The following is a 15,259-nucleotide window of genomic DNA, read 5'->3' on the forward strand; positions in this document are numbered from 1 at the left end:
TGCTGCCGGTCGTTATATCGGCGCGGAGCCGGTCATGTTGCATGCGTGTCCGCACTGGTGAGACTGTTCACAACCACCGTCGCCGGGCGGCCTGCACGCCCGCCTGGAATCTGGTGCTCGCGCCGAGACGCTCCAGCAGCCGGGCGGTGCGGCGTACTACCGTGCGCCTAGACATCCCGAGTCTGCGTGCGATGGTGTCGTCGGTGGCGCCCAGTCCCATCAGGGTCAGGATCGCCCGGTCGCGTTCGTCCAGCGTTTCCACGGCCGGATTCACCGAGATCGGCGCGGCCAGCGCCCACAACACGTCGAAGGTCTTGATCAGCAGCTCGAGCACCGGAGATCCGGTGATGCGCAGCCCCATCGGATCGGGCCTGCGCTCGTCGGCGTGCAGCACCAGACTGGCCCGCTCGTCGTCGCTGATGATCAGCTTGAATGGTGGCTCGGGCAGCGTTCTGGCCTGCGCTCCACTGGTATTGGTGGACAATGCGTGCCGCAGGCGTTCGGCGTCCTGGTATACGGTGTCCTGATACAGCGTCTGATACCGAATGCCGTCGCCGAGCCGGTCGCGTTTGAGCTGGAACAGCTGTCGCTCGCGCTCGGAATCGCTGAGGTAGGGTCCGCGTTCGATCAGCTTGACGCCGATTCGCGCGCCGGTCTGCAGCTCCTCGAAATCCGCCAGCATTTCCAGCCGCTCGTACACCGGCACCACGGCGCCGTTACCGCGCGGCGAGCGGCGCACCGAACGGAACGTCTCGCTCAGCCGCGCCGCGGCGGCGTGCATCTGATTGATTTCCTGCTGCCTGCGCCGCGCCTCGGCCTCCGACAGCGACTCCGGTGCGTGCGCGTCCCAGACGGTGCTTCCGTCGGGCGACTCGATGCGGACCGCGGCGTGTAGTGCACACAACACGTCCAGCGAGTCGGCGGCGCGGTCTTGCGAAATACTCAGGTACTGCGCGATATCGGCGAGGCTGGATCGCGGATGGCGCACCAACACGGCGTAGGTGCGGCCGTGCGGTGACCCAGGCTCGAAGATGTCGCCCAGCTCGATCACGGCCCGAGCCCAACGACCGACCGGTGCCCATGGAACGGGTGCACAATCGCTACGCGCACAACACGTAGGCGCACAATACGTCCCGCCTGGTCCGGGCAGGCCGGCATCGGGACGCGCGACCGTGCGATTGTCGGAATATCAAGCCGGAGAGGGAAATCAGTGCGCCGAAGGGCCCCACTGCATGGGCACGCCCCGGGCGGCCAGATACGGCAGCGGGTCGATTTTGGTGCCGGACCGATCCCAGATCTCCAGGTGCAGATGCGGCCCGGTGGACTGCCCCCGGTTGCCGACGGTGGCGATCACGTCGCCCGCGTTCACCCGCTGCCCCTCGGACACGAACATCTCGTTCACATGTCCGTAGACCGCGGTGGTGCCGTCGTCCTGCAGCACGCGCACCCACAGGCCGAACCCGGAGGCCGGGCCCGCCTCGATCACGGTGCCTTTGCTCACCGAGTGGATCGGCGCGCCGAGCGCGTCGGCGAAGTCGAGCCCGTAGTGCATGGCACCCCAGCGGCTGCCGAAGCCGGAGCTGATCGCGCCGCCCACCGGGCGCACCGCGGCCGCCGGAGCGACCTGCTGCTGCACACCCTTGAGGACTTCCTCGGCCTGCGCCAGCGGCGCGGCGATCTCGGGCGGGAGATTGGGGATGCCGAAGGGGGCGGCCACCGCGGCCGCGATCGGGGTGGCGACCGGAGCGGGCTCCGGGACGACGTCGGCCACCGGCGTCGCGGCCCTGGCCTCGGCGACCGGCAGGATGCCCGTGCCCTTGACCGTAGTGGGCGCGGCGGTCGCCTCCGGATCGGCGTCGTGTGCGCCGGGCAGCAGCGGGGCCGCGTAGGCGAGTGCCGGGGCGACCTGACTGGCGGCCCCGATCAGCGCGCCCGCGGCGACCGCGACGCCCGCGGCGGCCTTGACCCGCTCCGTCGCGGACGGCTCGGCGCGATGCCGCGTGGGCCGGTCCGTGGCGCCGCCCTCGCCGAGGAGGCTCTGAACGGTGATGGAACTGGGGCCTACACGGTGCTGCGACAAAGCTGAATCCTCGGTCGACGTACTGGGTCCGGATGCCGGGTCGCCGACGCCGATCCGGTTCGATAACGATCCGGTGACGCCTAAGCGGATAACGGTTTGGCATCCGTTGTGACGGGAACTCTACCCGGTCGTGACCATTCCGCAACCTTCAGCGGAACATTCGCAGGTAAGGCGGGGTCACACGCCATATGAGCGAGACTTGGACCGTGATCCTCGACCATGCGGACGTCCCGATCGTGCTCGCCCCGATGGCGGGCGGCCCATCCACCCCCGAGCTGACCGCCGCCGTCGCCGACGCGGGCGGCTTCGGCCAACTGGCGGCCGGTTATCTGAGCGCCGCAGACACCGGCGCGCGGATCACGGCGACCCGCGCCGCGACCGGCAAGCCGTTCGGCGTCAACCTGTTCGTGCCCGGCCCCGCGACCCCCTCCGCCGAGCTGACCGATTATCTCGCCGAACTCGGCGCCGACTACGAACTCGCAGACGCGAAGTTCGACACCGACGACTGGGACGCCAAACTCGACCTGCTCGTCGCCGACCCGGTCGCGGTCGTGTCCTTCACCTTCGGCTGCCCGAGCGCCGCGGAGATCGCCCGGCTGCATGCCGTCGGCTCCGAAGTCTGGGTGACCGTCACCGCGCCCGCGGAGGCGCACGTCGCGGCCGGCGCGGGCGCCGACGTGCTCATCGCCCAGGGCGCGGAAGCGGGCGGCCACCGCGCCACTTTCGTGGATCGACCGGCCGACGACGGCACCGATCCACTCGGCCTGCTCGCGCTGCTGCAACTGCTGGCCGCCGGCACCGATCGGCCGCTGGTGGCCACCGGCGGCATCGCCACGGGCGCGGGCATCGCCGCGGCGCTCGCAGCCGGCGCCGTGGCCGCCCAGCTCGGCACCGTGTTCTTGCGCTGCCCCGAGGCGGGCACCAACCGAGCGCATCGCAGCGCGCTGACCACCGACACCCCCACGATGCTCACCCGCGCTTTCACCGGCCGCAGGGCCCGCGGGTTGCGCAACCGATTCCTGGTCGAGCACACGGCCACCGCACCCGCCGGGTACCCCGAAATCCACTACGCCACCGCCCCGCTGCGCTCCGCGGCACGGGCAGCAGGCAACGCCGATGAGATCAACCTCTGGGCAGGCCAAACGCATGCGCTGACACCGGAGAAACCTGCGGGCGAGCTGGTTCGCGAGCTGGCCGCGGATACCAAAATCGCACTGGAAAAAGCACTTTCACGACGAATCCAGTGTTATTGACAACGACTTTCGTTTAGACTCGAGTCGCATCGCATCACGTCCAGCACTGGAGGAGAGCGTTATGTCCCTCGATGTCCCCACCGCCATTCTCGAACGCGCCGAACGCGGCGAGGTCGACGACGCCGACTTTGCCGAGGTCGTGCGCAATTCGTTGCCGTACGCCTGGGCGGTCGTCAGCCGGGTCGCCGGTGAACTACGTTCCGGCACCGCAGAATTCGCCGACAATACGATCGCACCACCGGACGAGCAGGCCCGTGGCCAGCTGCTGCGCGCCATGGCTTCCGACGCCATCCGCGGCGGGCTCGAGCGGCATTTCGGGGTGAAGCTCGCCTTCCAGAACTGCCACCGGGTCGCCGCGTTCCCGCTGGCCGCGGTCGGCGGCGAAACCTACACCACGTTCATCAGCACCAGGGCGCAGCTGCTCAACCAAAGCCCCGAACTGCGCAACTGCTGATCGACGCGACCTGAACACCCGGCGCGGCAAACCGATTCGGTCCGCGCCGGGTGTTCGTGCGGACAAGTCCGCCGCACCCGCGCGTCGGCACCGCTCGGCGCGGCGCCACCCGTAGGGTGAACCGCCATGAGCAGCAACGATCTTCGTGACGAGGTCGAAGCCAGGCTGGCGCCGTGGCAGCACCAGCTCGGGGCGGACCGCGTCGCCTACACCCATCATGTCCTGCGCGTCCTGGCGCTGTGCGATCTACTGGCAGCCGACCAGCAACCCCGTCCGAGCGCCCGCGAGGAGTACCTCACCGCCGCCACCCTGCACGACATCGGCATCTGGTCCGCGGGCAGCTTCGACTACCTGGCCCCCTCGTGCGATCTGGCCCGGGCCAGGCTGTCGAGCATCGACCGCGACGACCTGACCGGACTGGTGGTCGCCATGATCAACGAGCACCACAAGCTTCGTCCCGCGGGCCCGCCGCACGATCCGGTCGAGATCTTCCGCCGCGCCGACGCCATCGATGTCGAATACGGTCTGCTCGGCCGGTTCGGCGTTTCCCGCGCCACCTACCGGGACCTGGCGAAACGCTATCCGAACCACGGTTTTCACCGCGCGCTGATCCGGCTGACCGCGCGGCGGCTGCGCACCAACCCCACGTCACCACTGCCGATGGTGAAATGGTGACCAGGCGCGGTCACGGGGCAGGCGGGCTCGGCCGAAGACTGGTGACGTCCAGGTCGCCGTCGGCATACTGGCCGCGCAACCGCTTCTTGTCGAACTTGCCCACGCTGGTCTTGGGGACCTCCGCGATGAACGTCCAGTGCTCCGGCAACTGCCACTTCGCGAACTTGCCGGCGAGGAAGTCGCGCAACTCTTCCGGCTTCGCCTCGGCGCCCTCGGCCAGCACCACCGCCACCAGCGGACGCTCGTCCCACTTCTCGTCCGGCACGCCGATCACGGCCGCCTCGGCGACCGCGGGGTGGCCGACCACAGCGTTCTCCAGATCCACCGACGAAATCCATTCCCCGCCGGACTTGATCACGTCCTTGGACCGGTCCACCAGAGTGAGGTAACCGTCCGGGCTGATCCGGCCGACGTCGCCGGTGCGCAGCCAGCCGTCGTCGAACTTCTCCGGGTCCACCACCACGCCGTCCGGCGAGTAGTAGGAGCCGGTGATCCACGGGCCGCGCACTTCCAGTTCGCCCAGCGATACCCCGTCGTTCGCGACCACGCCGTCGTCGCCGACCAGGCGGGCCTGCACACCGGCGGGGAACCGGCCCTGCGTCACCCGGTACGCCCACTTCTGTTCCTCGCTGACCGCGCTGGCGGGCGCATGGGCAACGCTGCCCAACGGCGAAGTCTCGGTCATCCCCCACGCGTGCAGCAGACGCACACCGTGCTCGTCCTCGAAGATATGCATCATCGACGGCGGAACAGCGGAACCGCCCACCACGACCGCCCGCAGATGGGTGATGTCCTGCGGTTCGGCGGCCAGCGCGGCTAGCACCCCACCCCAGATGGAGGGCACCGCGGCCGCGAAGGACGGCTGCTGCGCTGCCATGCACCGCAGCAGCGGACCCGGCTGCAGGAACCGGTCCGGCATGAGCAGATTCGATCCCGCCATCAGCGCCGCGTACGGCAGGCCCCAGCCGTTCGCGTGGAACAGCGGCACGATGGCCAGGATGGTGTCGTTTTCGTACAGGCCCATCCCGTTGTTCGCGCCGACTTGCATGGCGTGCAGCCAGTTGGACCGGTGCGAGTACAGCACACCCTTCGGGTCGCCCGTGGTGCCGGAGGTGTAACAGATTGCGGCGGCGGATCGTTCGTCGAGCACCGGAAAGTCATAGGTGTCCGGCTGCGCGGCAACCAGTTCGGCGTAGGAGTGCACCCGCACGCCCTCCGGGACATTCAGCGTTGCCGCGTCGCCGTTGACCACGATGACGTGGCGAACCGTCTCCAGGTGGGGCAAGATCTGGCCGAACAGCGGCACCAGCGTGCCGTCCACCAGCACCACCTGGTCTTCGGCGTGGTTGGCCACATAGACGACCTGTTCGGGGAACAACCGGATGTTCAGCGCATGCAGCACCGCGCCCATCGCGGGCACCGCGATATAGGCGACCAGGTGCTCGTTGTTGTTCCACATGAACGTGCCGACCCGGTCGCCGACCCCTACCCCCAACCCGCGCAGCGCATTCGCCAACCGCGCCGACTCGGCACCGACCGCACGGTAGGTCATGGTGCGCACGCCGGCGCCCGTCCAGGTGGACACCGTGGAATCGCCGGCGAAGGTCGATGCGTACCGCAGCAACGTGGCCAGCGACAACGGCTCGTCCTGCATGGTGCTGAACATCGGAACTCCTCTTTTCGTCGGCACGCCCGCGTGCCCGGCTCATGCACTCGCCGACCATGAGCCACATCACACCGGGATGCTACCCAACGGTAGGCCGCGCCGGGCGAAGCCGAAAAGATTCCTGAATCCGCACCCGACCGCACCAGCCGGGTACCTCGGGTTCCCGCTATGAACTCGGCACCGCGACCTCGGCATGCGCCGGGTAGGCATGGACCACAGCGGTATTCAGCTTGGGCACCACATGGGTGAGCGTGTGCTGGGCGTCGTGTGCGATCTGGTGGGCGTCCGCGAGCGTGGTGGTCGGCGCGACATCCAGCTCCACGTCGGCGTGCAGGCGATGCCCGATCCAGCGCATCCGCAGACTGCGCACACCTTGCACGCCGGGCTCGATGGCCAGCGCCTGCTCGGCCGCGAGAACCAGCCCCGGCTCGACCGCGTCCATCAACCTGCGCAGCACATCCCGCGCCGCGGTGCGCAATACCGCGAGGATCGCGACGGTGATCAGCAGTCCGATAATCGGGTCGGCCAGCGGGAAACCCAACGCCACTCCGCCGGCGCCGAGCACAACGGCCAGCGAGGTGAACCCGTCCGTGCGCGCATGCAGACCGTCGGCGACCAGCGCCGCCGAGCCGATCCGCCGCCCCACCCGAATCCGATACAGCGCGACCGTCTCATTGCCGAGGAATCCGATCAATCCTGCCGCGGCGACCCACCCGAGATGGTCGATCGGCACAGGGTCGAGCACTCTGCGCACGGCCTCGTATCCCGCGATCAGCGCCGATAGAACGATCATCGCGACGACGAAGAGTCCGGCCAAGTCCTCCGCCCTGCCGAACCCATAGGTATAGCGCCGGGTCGCGGCCCTGCGGCCGAGCGCGAAAGCGATCCACAGCGGCACGGCGGTCAGAGCGTCGGAGAAGTTGTGCACGGTGTCGGCCGCCAGCGCCACCGAACCGGACGCGGCGACGATCAGCAGCTGCAGCGCCGCCGTGCAGGCGAGCACTACCAGGCTGAGTTTGACGGCACGGATTCCGACCACGCTGGCCGCGAGCGCGTCGTCGACGCTGTCGGCGGCGTCGTGGCTGTGCGGGACGAAGATTTCACCCAGTTTGCCGAACAGGCCGGTCCGATGTTCATGATGGTGACCGCCGCTGTGCCGGTGCTGATGCCCGTGGCTGCCGTGCTGGTGCCCATGCCGATGCTCGGTAGCGTGCGCATCGACGGCGCGACTGCCACCCGCACCCGCCAGCCGACCTCCGACAGCATGCTTCGCCCAGCTCATGACACGTCCGCCGCGCCACGATGGGGCAGTTCACGCACCGCGCCCGGGCCGCGATGGTGCGCCGGGACGCCGGGTCCCGCATGCTCGGCGTTGTACACCGCATCGACTACCAATTGCCGGATGTGTTCGTTCTCCAGCCGGTAGAAGATCGTCGTGCCCGACCTGCGGGTGTTCACCAGACGTGCCATCCGCAGTTTCGCCAAGTGCTGCGATACCGAGGGCGCGGGCTTACCGACCTGTCCGGCCAGATCGGTCACCGACAGTTCGCAGTCGACCAGCGCCCACAGAACCTGCACGCGGGTCGGGTCGGCGAGCATCCGGAACACCTCGACAACCAGCCCTACCTGATCCTCCGCGAGCGGCGGTCGCATTTCCTGGCTATCTGCATTCATACGCAGATATTAGATCAGAAAGGCGTGCGGGAACAGGCTCCGAGCCGGTGTCGCGTCGGATCCGGTCGACCAGTGTGTCGGCGGCGAGGCAGGCGTGCCGTGAGCAGTCCTCTTCTTCAGTCCGCGAACTCTTGTCTGGAAGGGCGCGGCTACCGACTGGTGAGCGGCCGGTACGTAACAGACCGCATCCAGCACTTCGTCACCGCGGACGCCCCAGCGGCTTGCGCCCTGGCGCTCAGCTCGCTTCGGTCGGCGGCAGCCGTTCTCCCCGCCGGCACCGGAAGCGACCGGCGGAGACTAATCATTGATCAGACAGCTTCCGCGGCCATTCAACAGGCAGCGACACGTGATGTACACCGCACTCAGCTGCCAATTCGAGTTCGGCGGAATGAGTTCGGCCAATTACTTGTTCGGACAGTTATTGCACTGGGTTCGGCTGTAGAACCAACCCGCCGCGATGCACCGCCGGTGAGGCGATCACCGGTCCGACCAGCACTGAGAGCGACCCGGAGTACGACAATGACCACAGCCTTCGATCCGATCGACTTTGTCGGCAAGCGCCTGCCCAACCGCATCGTCATGGCACCGATGACCCGCAGCCGCGCCCACGACCCGGGTGCGATCGCGACACCGGCCATGGCGACCTACTACGCGCAGCGCGCGAGCGCCGGGCTGATCGTCAGCGAGAGCATCCAGCCCTCGGCGGTCGGTCAGGCCCACCCCTTCACTCCCGGACTGCACTCGCCGGAGCAGGTGGCGGCGTGGCGACCGGTGACCGACGCGGTGCACGCCGCGGGCGGGACGATCTTCGCGCAGCTGATGCACGCCGGGCGCGTCCGCCACCCGAGCCTCCTGTCCGCGGAACTCGCGCTCGTCGGCCCGTCACCGGTGGCCGCCGCGGACCCGACCTCCGTACCGGAGGACGTGCGCGACCTCGTCACCCCGATCGAACTGACCGAAGCCGGGATCGCCGAGACGATCGAGGACTTCGCACGTGCCGCCCGCAACGCCGTCGAGGCGGGCTTCGACGGGGTCGAGCTGCACGGCGCCAACGGTTTTCTGCTGCACCAGTTCCTGTCCACGAATGTCAACCAGCGCACTGACCGCTGGGGCGGGTCGATCGAGGGACGTATCCGGTTCCCCCTCGAGGTTGTGCGCGCGGTCGTCGAGGCCATCGGCGCCTCCCGGGTGGGCCTGCGGATCTCACCGGCACACGGTCTCAACGGCATCGTCGAGGACGGCCACCGCGACACGTACCGGACCCTGGTCGAGGCGCTCGAAGCGCTCGAGCCGGCCTACCTGCATGTCATGGAGATGGGCGATAAAGCCGACCGCGACCTGACCCTCGAGCTGCGCAAGCGGTTCAGCGGCACGTTCATCCTGAACCCGGCTACCCCCAACGCGGCCACGGGCACAGCGGAGCTGTCGCTGATCGAGGACGGCACCGCCGACATGATCTCCTTCGGCGCGCTGTTCCTGGCCAACCCGGACCTCCCCGCGCGCCTCGCTGCCGGCGGACCGTTCAACACCCCGGACCCGGCCACCTTCTACGGTGGCGACGAACGCGGTTACACCGACTACCCCCGTCTCGACGACTGAGCGAGCGGGCATCCGGCCGAACCCGATGCAATGGTCCATTCGCTCGGCCGATACCCACGGCACCCGCCTCGACGCCGGCTATCCCCGGCCGCGCCGAGGCGGGTGCCGCCCCCGCGCTTCGCCCGATCCCGCGTGGCACTACCTGACCACTGCGGTACCGGTGGGATCGAGCGCCACATGAGAAACGCGCGGTCACCGTCGAAGAGACCAACACCGACACCCATCGCCCGCGAGCAGCCATTGCCGGTAGACAACGCGACGACCGCGACAGACTCGATACTCTGGTGATACCTGTTCGAACAACCACCAGTCAGGAAACCCGATGCGCCAACCGGAGGACGCGGCCAACGACCGACAGGCCGTCGGCGTACCCGCCGACACCGCGTGCACATTCCTGCCGCCGTCGGTTCAGGCCTGCTCACTCAACTACGCCATCCTTCGCCTCGCTCGACTGCATCGCATGCTCGCCGCGCAACTGCTCCGTCGCGTCGGCCTGCACCCCGGGCAGGAGTTGGTGATCATGCAGCTATGGGAACGCGGCCCGCAACGCCAGGCAGACCTGGTCCGCCTGCTCGACTCCGATGCCGCCACCATGACCCGCACGGTCCAGCGCCTCGAACACGCCGGCTTCGTCCGCCGCCGCCGCTGCACCACCGACAAACGCGCCACCATCGTCGAACCCACCGCCGCCAGCCGAGCGCTGCGCCACGAGGTCGAACGCATCTGGGCAGATCTGGAAACCAGCGCCACCGCCGGGCTGACGCCGGATCAGTGCGCCCAGGCGCTCGCAGTGCTCGAGCAAATCGAGGACAACCTCGCCCGCACCATGCCGACCAGCCCGCGACGACACTGACGCGCCGCGGCGGCACCGACGCGCTGAGGCGTGCGGCAACCACACGAAACGCACCGAGCGACCGGAGAAGATCAATGCCAGTGGACCGGATGCTGCCCACCCCCGAGGCCAGGGATCTGCTCGACTTGACCCGTGACATCGCCGACAAGGTGCTCGAGCCGCGCGTGGCCGAATGCGAGAAGACCGGGGTGTTTCCCGAAGGTGTTTTCCCCGCGCTCGGGGCCGCCGGATTGCTCAGCCTGCCGTATCCCGAAGAGTTCGGCGGTGGCGATCAGCCCTACGAGGTGTATTTGCAAGTCCTCGAGGAGCTCGCGGCCCGCTGGGCGGCGGTCGCCGTCGCCGTCAGCGTGCACAGCCTGTCGTGCCATCCGCTGTTCACCTTCGGCACCGACGAGCAGAAGCAACGTTGGCTGGCCGAGATGCTGTCCGGCGAAACGATCGGCGCCTACAGCCTGTCGGAACCACACGCGGGCTCTGACGCGGCTGCGCTGCGCTGCCGCGCCGATCCGGTCGAGGGCGGCTACCGGATCAACGGCGCCAAAGCCTGGATCACGAATGGTGGCCGCGCCGACTTCTACATCTTGTTCGCCCGCACCGGTGCAGGATCTCGCGGTATCTCCTGCTTCCTGGTTCCCCGCGACACCGAGGGACTCAGCTTCGGCAAGCCCGAGGAGAAGATGGGCCTGCGCGCCGTGCCGACCACCACCGCGGCCTACGACGACGCGTTCCTGCCCGCCGAACGCCGCATCGGCGCCGAAGGCCAAGGGCTCCCGATCGCCTTCAGCGCCCTGGACTCCGGTCGTCTGGGCATCGCCGCGGTTGCCACCGGCTTGGCGCAGCGCGCCCTCGACGAGGCCGTGGCCTATGCGAAGGAGCGCGCGGCCTTCGGTCGTCGCATCATCGATCACCAGGGACTCGGATTCGTCCTCGCCGACATGGCTGCCGCCGTCGACTCCGCCCGTGCCATGTATATCGACGCGGCGCGGCGTCGTGACCTGGGGCTGCCGTATTCCCGCCAGGCCAGCGTAGCCAAGCTCGTCGCCACCGACGCGGCCATGAAGGTCACCACCGACGCCGTGCAGGTGTTCGGCGGCTACGGCTACACGCAGGACTTCCCGGTCGAGCGCTACATGCGCGAGGCCAAGGTGATGCAGATCTTCGAGGGCACCAACCAGATCCAGCGGCTGGTCATCGCCCGCCAGCTGGCTGGGAACTGACCGCCCGGTGCGGCCGGCGGGAACCAGCGATGCGGCCTCCCAGCCGTCGACCGGGTAGACTGCGGACGTCCCGGGTAGGCACAGCGCCCACCAGAACATGCCTTCGTAGCTCAGGGGATAGAGCACCGCTCTCCTAAAGCGGGTGTCGCAGGTTCGAATCCTGCCGAGGGCACAACTATTATCGCAGGTCAGGCCGATTTCGGTTCATGGCTATCCGCCCCGGCAACCCGATTCGTACGCAGTTCGTACGCAGCGGAAAAACTCATGCGCGCCGCATCGAGCCTCGCGGCAACGTCGTCCAGGTCGTCATCGAACAAGTCACTCCTTCGACTGGTTCATCGACGCGGGTCAGCAGTCCTCGTGATGCGAGGTCAGCGATCAAGGCGCCGAGTTCGAGGTATATCGGGGGCCCCGATGATCCGGTGTCGGTGTGGACGCAGTCCCGCGAGTCGGTGCTGTCCATCTCACTCCTCCATATGGTGGCGACCAGAGTTCGTCGCGAAGTCCTGACGGTGGTAGCCGACTCGCTGACCTTCGGGGAGGCAGGCATCGCGACGGCCGCGCCTGGCTGCCTCCCCGAAAGTGATGATCGCGCGGAAGCTTTCGGGTGTCTGGCTGGGGACAACGAGGAGCTGGCCTTCGCTTCGGTGGAGGGTGGCTTGGTGCGACATGGGTCTCCGATTCCGATGCGGCGGACCGGGTAGTACATGGGCCGCCGATGGCTTATGGTCGTGCTCGCGTTCATGTCGAGCGCATCGAGAGAGAGGTAGAAATGGCTGTGGCCAGGACTGAAAGGCACACGCTCATAGGTGATGTGCACCTGCTGCTCACCGACGATCAGGGTCGAATCCTGTTCGGTCGGCGAGCGGGCACCGGGTACGCTGATGGCGCGTTCCACCCGCCCTCGGGGCATCTCGAGGCCGAGGAGTCGGTGGTCGAGGCGCTGCGCCGTGAAGCCGCCGAGGAGATCGGTGTGCAGATCGCGCCCGAGGACGTCGAGTTCGCGCACATCATGCACAACAGCTCGTCCGGCGGTCGCGTCGCGTTCTTCTTCCAGGTCCGGCGATGGGCGGGCGAGCCGACGAACATGGAACCCGACAAATGCGATGCGCTGGAGTGGTTCACGGCCGACGCACTGCCAGCGGACATGATCCCCTACTGCCGGGAAGCACTGGGCCACATCTCCTCCGGCAAGTCGCTGTCACTGTTCGGCTGGTGACAGGCGACGGTGGGGGCCGTGACCTCTCTCTCGCCGGTCCCCACCGTCGCTAGACCTCGTCAGATGAGCTGCCACTCATCGAGCGAGGCGATCAGTTCCTCGAGGCGCTGCGGGGACATACGTTTTTCCGCAGCGTCTTCGAGGGATTCCTTCGTGGCCCCGTATTGCCACCAGGACTCGCCGTTCTTGGCGTCCATGACCAGGAACCGGTCCTTGATGGCAGGGCCGCGCAACACCAAGGACACGGCGCCCGGCTCCGCAACGACCGCGTGAATAGCGCTGTGGTGCAGCGCGTAGCTCGTCCCGACTCGTTCCTGTCGGACGTGAACCGCGCGCAGGCTCGAGACGTCGATCTCGGTGCCGAGCTGGGCTTCGCCGTAGAGCCGGTGCCGGTATTCCCCGCGCAGGATGTGGCTGGCGTAGGTCCAGCGGTGGTTGTGCGGGCGGTCGTGGTAGCCGGGGCCGAAGATGTGCAGGCGTAACCGGATTCCGGATTCACTGTCGTCGTGGAGCACGATCTTGTCGAGGATGTCGTAGTGCTCGCACAGTGCGGTCAGGCCGGGGCTGTCGGGCAGCGCGGTCAACGCGGCGCGCAGCAGGTGCTTGTGGGTGACGAGCAGCTCGAAGGACTTGCGGGTGGCCGACTCGACTGCTTCCACGTCGTCCCAGTCGAGGCAGCGCAGAGGTTCGATGACTGTTTCCAGGGTGTGCATTCGTTTCTCCTATTCGGGTTTCGCGCTGGACTTCCACAGTCGGCAGACCGGCACGATGTCGGGGTAGGCCGAGCACGACGAAGCCCCCATGACCAGCTCTTCGGCTGGGCAGCCGCCCATGCACGCCGAGGCTTTGCACCCACCGCAGGCACTGTTGACCAAGGGCTGGGTGAACAGGTCGAACTCGTTGATCTCGCTGTCGCGGTTGAGCATGACCTGCCCTTCGCGCATCGTGGCGTAGTAGGTGTCGGTGTCGAAGAGGTAGCTGCACACGTAGCAGCGGCCATCGGGGAAGATCGAGATCCGGTCGAGGGTGCGGCCGATGCAACCCTGGTAGCCCTCCCCGGCGTAGCGGTCCATCTGGTCGCGGCGGGCGTAGGTGGGCTGGAACCACACCCGTGACTTGTATTCCGGTGCGACCAGTTCGAGCCTGGCGCAGAAGTCCACCCATTCCAGGGGATTCATCGCCATGTCGGCGTTGCCGTGGCCGGTGCCGATGGTGGAGAAGACGTGGAACTTGACCAGGCTCGCGCCGATGTCGTCGGCGATGTCGAGCAGGCGCAGGACATCACCCTCGTTGGCTTTGTTGACCGTGCAGATGATGCGGGTGTCGAACCCGCGCTCGCACAGTTCGGCGCTGGTCTGCATCGCCTGGTCGAAAGTGCCCTCACCGCGGACCGTGTCGTGGGTGGCCGCGCTGCCGCCGTCCATGCTGACCTGGACGTAGGCGAAGTCCTCGGGGGTGAGCTGGGCGAACTTCTTGCGCGCGATGGCCTGGGCGTTGGTGGTGGTGATGACGTGGCCGTAGCCGATGGTCCTGGCCGCTCGGACAGCATCGATATACCAGGGGTGCAAGGTCGGCTCACCGCCGAGGATGGTGAGCTTGTCGCCACCGAGCTGTCGCCAGGTGGTGAGGGTGTCGACGATCTGCTGCGGGGTCATCTTCAACGCCCGGTCGAGCCGTTCGCCCATGTAGCAGTGCTCGCACCGCAACTGGCACGCCTCGGTGATGTAGAGATAGACGTTGCGGAACCGGCCATAGGCGATCTTGTCGACACGATGCGGTTCGCGCTGCCCGGCGTTGCGCGGCATCCGGGCGTGGCCGTAGGTGTCGGGCAGGAAGGTAGGGAGTCCCAGAGGGGTTGTGCTGATCACGCGGTGGTACTCCTCACGATGAGCAGGGGCTCGACGATTCGTGCGACCGTCGCGGCGTCGTCAGCGGCGTCGACGGAGTTGGTGGCGATGCCCGCACTGTCGAACGCGATACGCACGTCCTCGACCGTGTCGTCGTGGCGTCGGGTGCGGGCGGCGAACAGTGACGGAGCGTCGCCTCGCCGCGGGAGCAGCAGAGAGCCACAGCTCAGGCAAATCCATCCGCCGACCGTCGACGCGGTGGCGGGCAGGCGCGGATCGGCTGCCGGATCGCGCTCACATCGGTGACAGACTCGACGTGCTCGCGCCCTCTTGCGTCTGGCCGGCGCGTCGAGCACGAGCTCAATCGGCTCGATGACACAGGTCGGTGCGAGCGCCCGCGCGATCTCGAGCAGCGCCTCGACCTGTTGGCCGGTGCCGGGATAGTTGTCCAGGAGCACCGTGTGGATCCGGGAGTCCGTGGCCACGGTGCTCAGGTACCGGCGCACAACCGGATTGACGACGTCATCGTCGATCCAGCCGAGGTCGCGTGGGCCGTGGCTTGTGGTCTGCCTGACCACTTCGGGCGGCACGTGTTCGCGCAGTCTGAACACGTGCCGGTCGGGATTCTCGCCCAGCGCTAGCGTGAGGGTTGTCTTTCCGGATGCCGGTGGCCCGAGGATCGGCACCAACAGTGATAACGCCATGTCGCCCCTTCCGCAAGA

The 15,259-nt window shown here is 67.8% G+C and carries 15 protein-coding genes and 1 tRNA gene; 8 read left to right on the forward strand and 8 right to left on the reverse strand.

Annotation, left to right across the window (positions count from 1 at the left end):
• Positions 1–67: 67 nt before the first annotated feature.
• Positions 68–1,051, reverse strand: a complete 984-nt coding sequence (locus ACT86A_RS02480; RefSeq protein WP_445090330.1) for a DNA-binding response regulator — start codon at positions 1,049–1,051, stop codon at positions 68–70.
• Positions 1,052–1,207: 156 nt separating this feature from the next.
• Positions 1,208–2,080, reverse strand: a complete 873-nt coding sequence (locus tag ACT86A_RS02485) for a M23 family metallopeptidase (protein WP_445090331.1) — start codon at positions 2,078–2,080, stop codon at positions 1,208–1,210.
• Between the two features lie 188 nt (positions 2,081–2,268).
• Here ACT86A_RS02485 and ACT86A_RS02490 point away from each other — a divergent pair, with 188 nt between their 5' ends.
• From ACT86A_RS02490 to ACT86A_RS02500, 3 genes are all read left to right on the forward strand, one after another.
• Positions 2,269–3,333, forward strand: a complete 1,065-nt coding sequence (locus ACT86A_RS02490; protein WP_445090332.1) for a nitronate monooxygenase — start codon at positions 2,269–2,271, stop codon at positions 3,331–3,333.
• Between the two features lie 61 nt (positions 3,334–3,394).
• Positions 3,395–3,787: an SCO5389 family protein gene (locus ACT86A_RS02495; protein WP_445090333.1), complete on the forward strand. Its 393-nt coding sequence runs from the start codon at positions 3,395–3,397 to the stop codon at positions 3,785–3,787.
• A gap of 126 nt (positions 3,788–3,913) precedes the next feature.
• Complete coding sequence (locus ACT86A_RS02500; RefSeq protein ID WP_445090334.1) at positions 3,914–4,462, forward strand: HD domain-containing protein; 549 nt, start codon at positions 3,914–3,916, stop codon at positions 4,460–4,462.
• Positions 4,463–4,472: 10 nt separating this feature from the next.
• Here the strand turns inward: ACT86A_RS02500 and ACT86A_RS02505 are convergent, their stop codons facing one another.
• The 3 genes from ACT86A_RS02505 to ACT86A_RS02515 all read right to left on the reverse strand — a co-directional run bounded on the left by ACT86A_RS02505 (position 4,473) and on the right by ACT86A_RS02515 (position 7,781).
• Positions 4,473–6,128 carry a long-chain fatty acid--CoA ligase gene (locus ACT86A_RS02505; protein WP_445090335.1) on the reverse strand — a complete coding sequence of 552 codons (1,656 nt, stop codon included), beginning with the start codon at positions 6,126–6,128 and terminating at the stop codon, positions 4,473–4,475.
• Between the two features lie 166 nt (positions 6,129–6,294).
• Entirely contained in the window at positions 6,295–7,410 is a 1,116-nt protein-coding gene (locus tag ACT86A_RS02510; protein WP_445090336.1) for a cation diffusion facilitator family transporter, read from the reverse strand.
• On the reverse strand, positions 7,407–7,781 hold the full coding sequence (locus ACT86A_RS02515; RefSeq protein ID WP_445090663.1) for an ArsR/SmtB family transcription factor: 375 nt from the start codon (positions 7,779–7,781) through the stop codon (positions 7,407–7,409). Before ACT86A_RS02515 ends, ACT86A_RS02510 begins: the two co-directional genes overlap by 4 nt.
• Before the next feature lie 540 nt (positions 7,782–8,321).
• Between ACT86A_RS02515 and ACT86A_RS02520 the strand changes: the two genes are divergently transcribed.
• From ACT86A_RS02520 to ACT86A_RS02540, 5 genes are all read left to right on the forward strand, one after another.
• The gene (locus ACT86A_RS02520) at positions 8,322–9,401 is read left to right on the forward strand and encodes an alkene reductase (RefSeq protein ID WP_445090337.1); all 1,080 of its coding nucleotides are present in this window, start codon (positions 8,322–8,324) and stop codon (positions 9,399–9,401) included.
• A 322-nt stretch (positions 9,402–9,723) separates the two neighbouring features.
• The gene (locus ACT86A_RS02525; RefSeq protein ID WP_445090338.1) at positions 9,724–10,254 is read left to right on the forward strand and encodes a MarR family winged helix-turn-helix transcriptional regulator; all 531 of its coding nucleotides are present in this window, start codon (positions 9,724–9,726) and stop codon (positions 10,252–10,254) included.
• Positions 10,255–10,328: 74 nt separating this feature from the next.
• Positions 10,329–11,471: an acyl-CoA dehydrogenase family protein gene (locus ACT86A_RS02530; RefSeq protein ID WP_445090339.1), complete on the forward strand. Its 1,143-nt coding sequence runs from the start codon at positions 10,329–10,331 to the stop codon at positions 11,469–11,471.
• A gap of 99 nt (positions 11,472–11,570) precedes the next feature.
• Positions 11,571–11,643 (forward strand) — tRNA-Arg (locus ACT86A_RS02535).
• Between the two features lie 606 nt (positions 11,644–12,249).
• Positions 12,250–12,690 (forward strand): NUDIX hydrolase, encoded by a 441-nt coding sequence (locus tag ACT86A_RS02540; protein ID WP_445090340.1) that lies wholly within the window; start codon positions 12,250–12,252, stop codon positions 12,688–12,690.
• A gap of 59 nt (positions 12,691–12,749) precedes the next feature.
• Here ACT86A_RS02540 and ACT86A_RS02545 read toward each other — a convergent pair whose 3' ends face one another.
• From ACT86A_RS02545 to ACT86A_RS02555, 3 genes are read right to left on the reverse strand one after another with little or no spacing between them, the layout of a single operon-like run.
• Complete coding sequence (locus tag ACT86A_RS02545) at positions 12,750–13,403, reverse strand: hypothetical protein (RefSeq protein WP_445090341.1); 654 nt, start codon at positions 13,401–13,403, stop codon at positions 12,750–12,752.
• A 9-nt stretch (positions 13,404–13,412) separates the two neighbouring features.
• A complete protein-coding gene (locus tag ACT86A_RS02550; protein ID WP_445090342.1) occupies positions 13,413–14,558 on the reverse strand; it encodes a radical SAM protein in 1,146 nt (381 codons plus the stop codon).
• Positions 14,555–15,241 (reverse strand): P-loop NTPase family protein, encoded by a 687-nt coding sequence (locus ACT86A_RS02555; RefSeq protein WP_445090343.1) that lies wholly within the window; start codon positions 15,239–15,241, stop codon positions 14,555–14,557. Before ACT86A_RS02555 ends, ACT86A_RS02550 begins: the two co-directional genes overlap by 4 nt.
• Positions 15,242–15,259: the final 18 nt, after the last annotated feature.

It is taken from the genome of Nocardia glycosmidis (assembly GCF_052545115.1).

What these genes read in the sequence shown, in the direction of transcription:
- ACT86A_RS02490 (WP_445090332.1), top strand. Translation starts at nt 2,269, where the DNA reads ATGAGCGAGACTTGGACCGTGATCCTCGACCATGCGGACGTCCCGATC.
- ACT86A_RS02495 (WP_445090333.1), top strand. Translation starts at nt 3,395, where the DNA reads ATGTCCCTCGATGTCCCCACCGCCATTCTCGAACGCGCCGAACGCGGC.
- ACT86A_RS02500 (WP_445090334.1), top strand. Translation starts at nt 3,914, where the DNA reads ATGAGCAGCAACGATCTTCGTGACGAGGTCGAAGCCAGGCTGGCGCCG.
- ACT86A_RS02505 (WP_445090335.1), bottom strand. Translation starts at nt 6,128, where the DNA reads ATGTTCAGCACCATGCAGGACGAGCCGTTGTCGCTGGCCACGTTGCTG.
- ACT86A_RS02510 (WP_445090336.1), bottom strand. Translation starts at nt 7,410, where the DNA reads ATGAGCTGGGCGAAGCATGCTGTCGGAGGTCGGCTGGCGGGTGCGGGT.
- ACT86A_RS02515 (WP_445090663.1), bottom strand. Translation starts at nt 7,781, where the DNA reads ATGCGACCGCCGCTCGCGGAGGATCAGGTAGGGCTGGTTGTCGAGGTG.
- ACT86A_RS02520 (WP_445090337.1), top strand. Translation starts at nt 8,322, where the DNA reads ATGACCACAGCCTTCGATCCGATCGACTTTGTCGGCAAGCGCCTGCCC.
- ACT86A_RS02525 (WP_445090338.1), top strand. Translation starts at nt 9,724, where the DNA reads ATGCGCCAACCGGAGGACGCGGCCAACGACCGACAGGCCGTCGGCGTA.
- ACT86A_RS02530 (WP_445090339.1), top strand. Translation starts at nt 10,329, where the DNA reads ATGCCAGTGGACCGGATGCTGCCCACCCCCGAGGCCAGGGATCTGCTC.
- ACT86A_RS02545 (WP_445090341.1), bottom strand. Translation starts at nt 13,403, where the DNA reads ATGCACACCCTGGAAACAGTCATCGAACCTCTGCGCTGCCTCGACTGG.
- ACT86A_RS02555 (WP_445090343.1), bottom strand. Translation starts at nt 15,241, where the DNA reads ATGGCGTTATCACTGTTGGTGCCGATCCTCGGGCCACCGGCATCCGGA.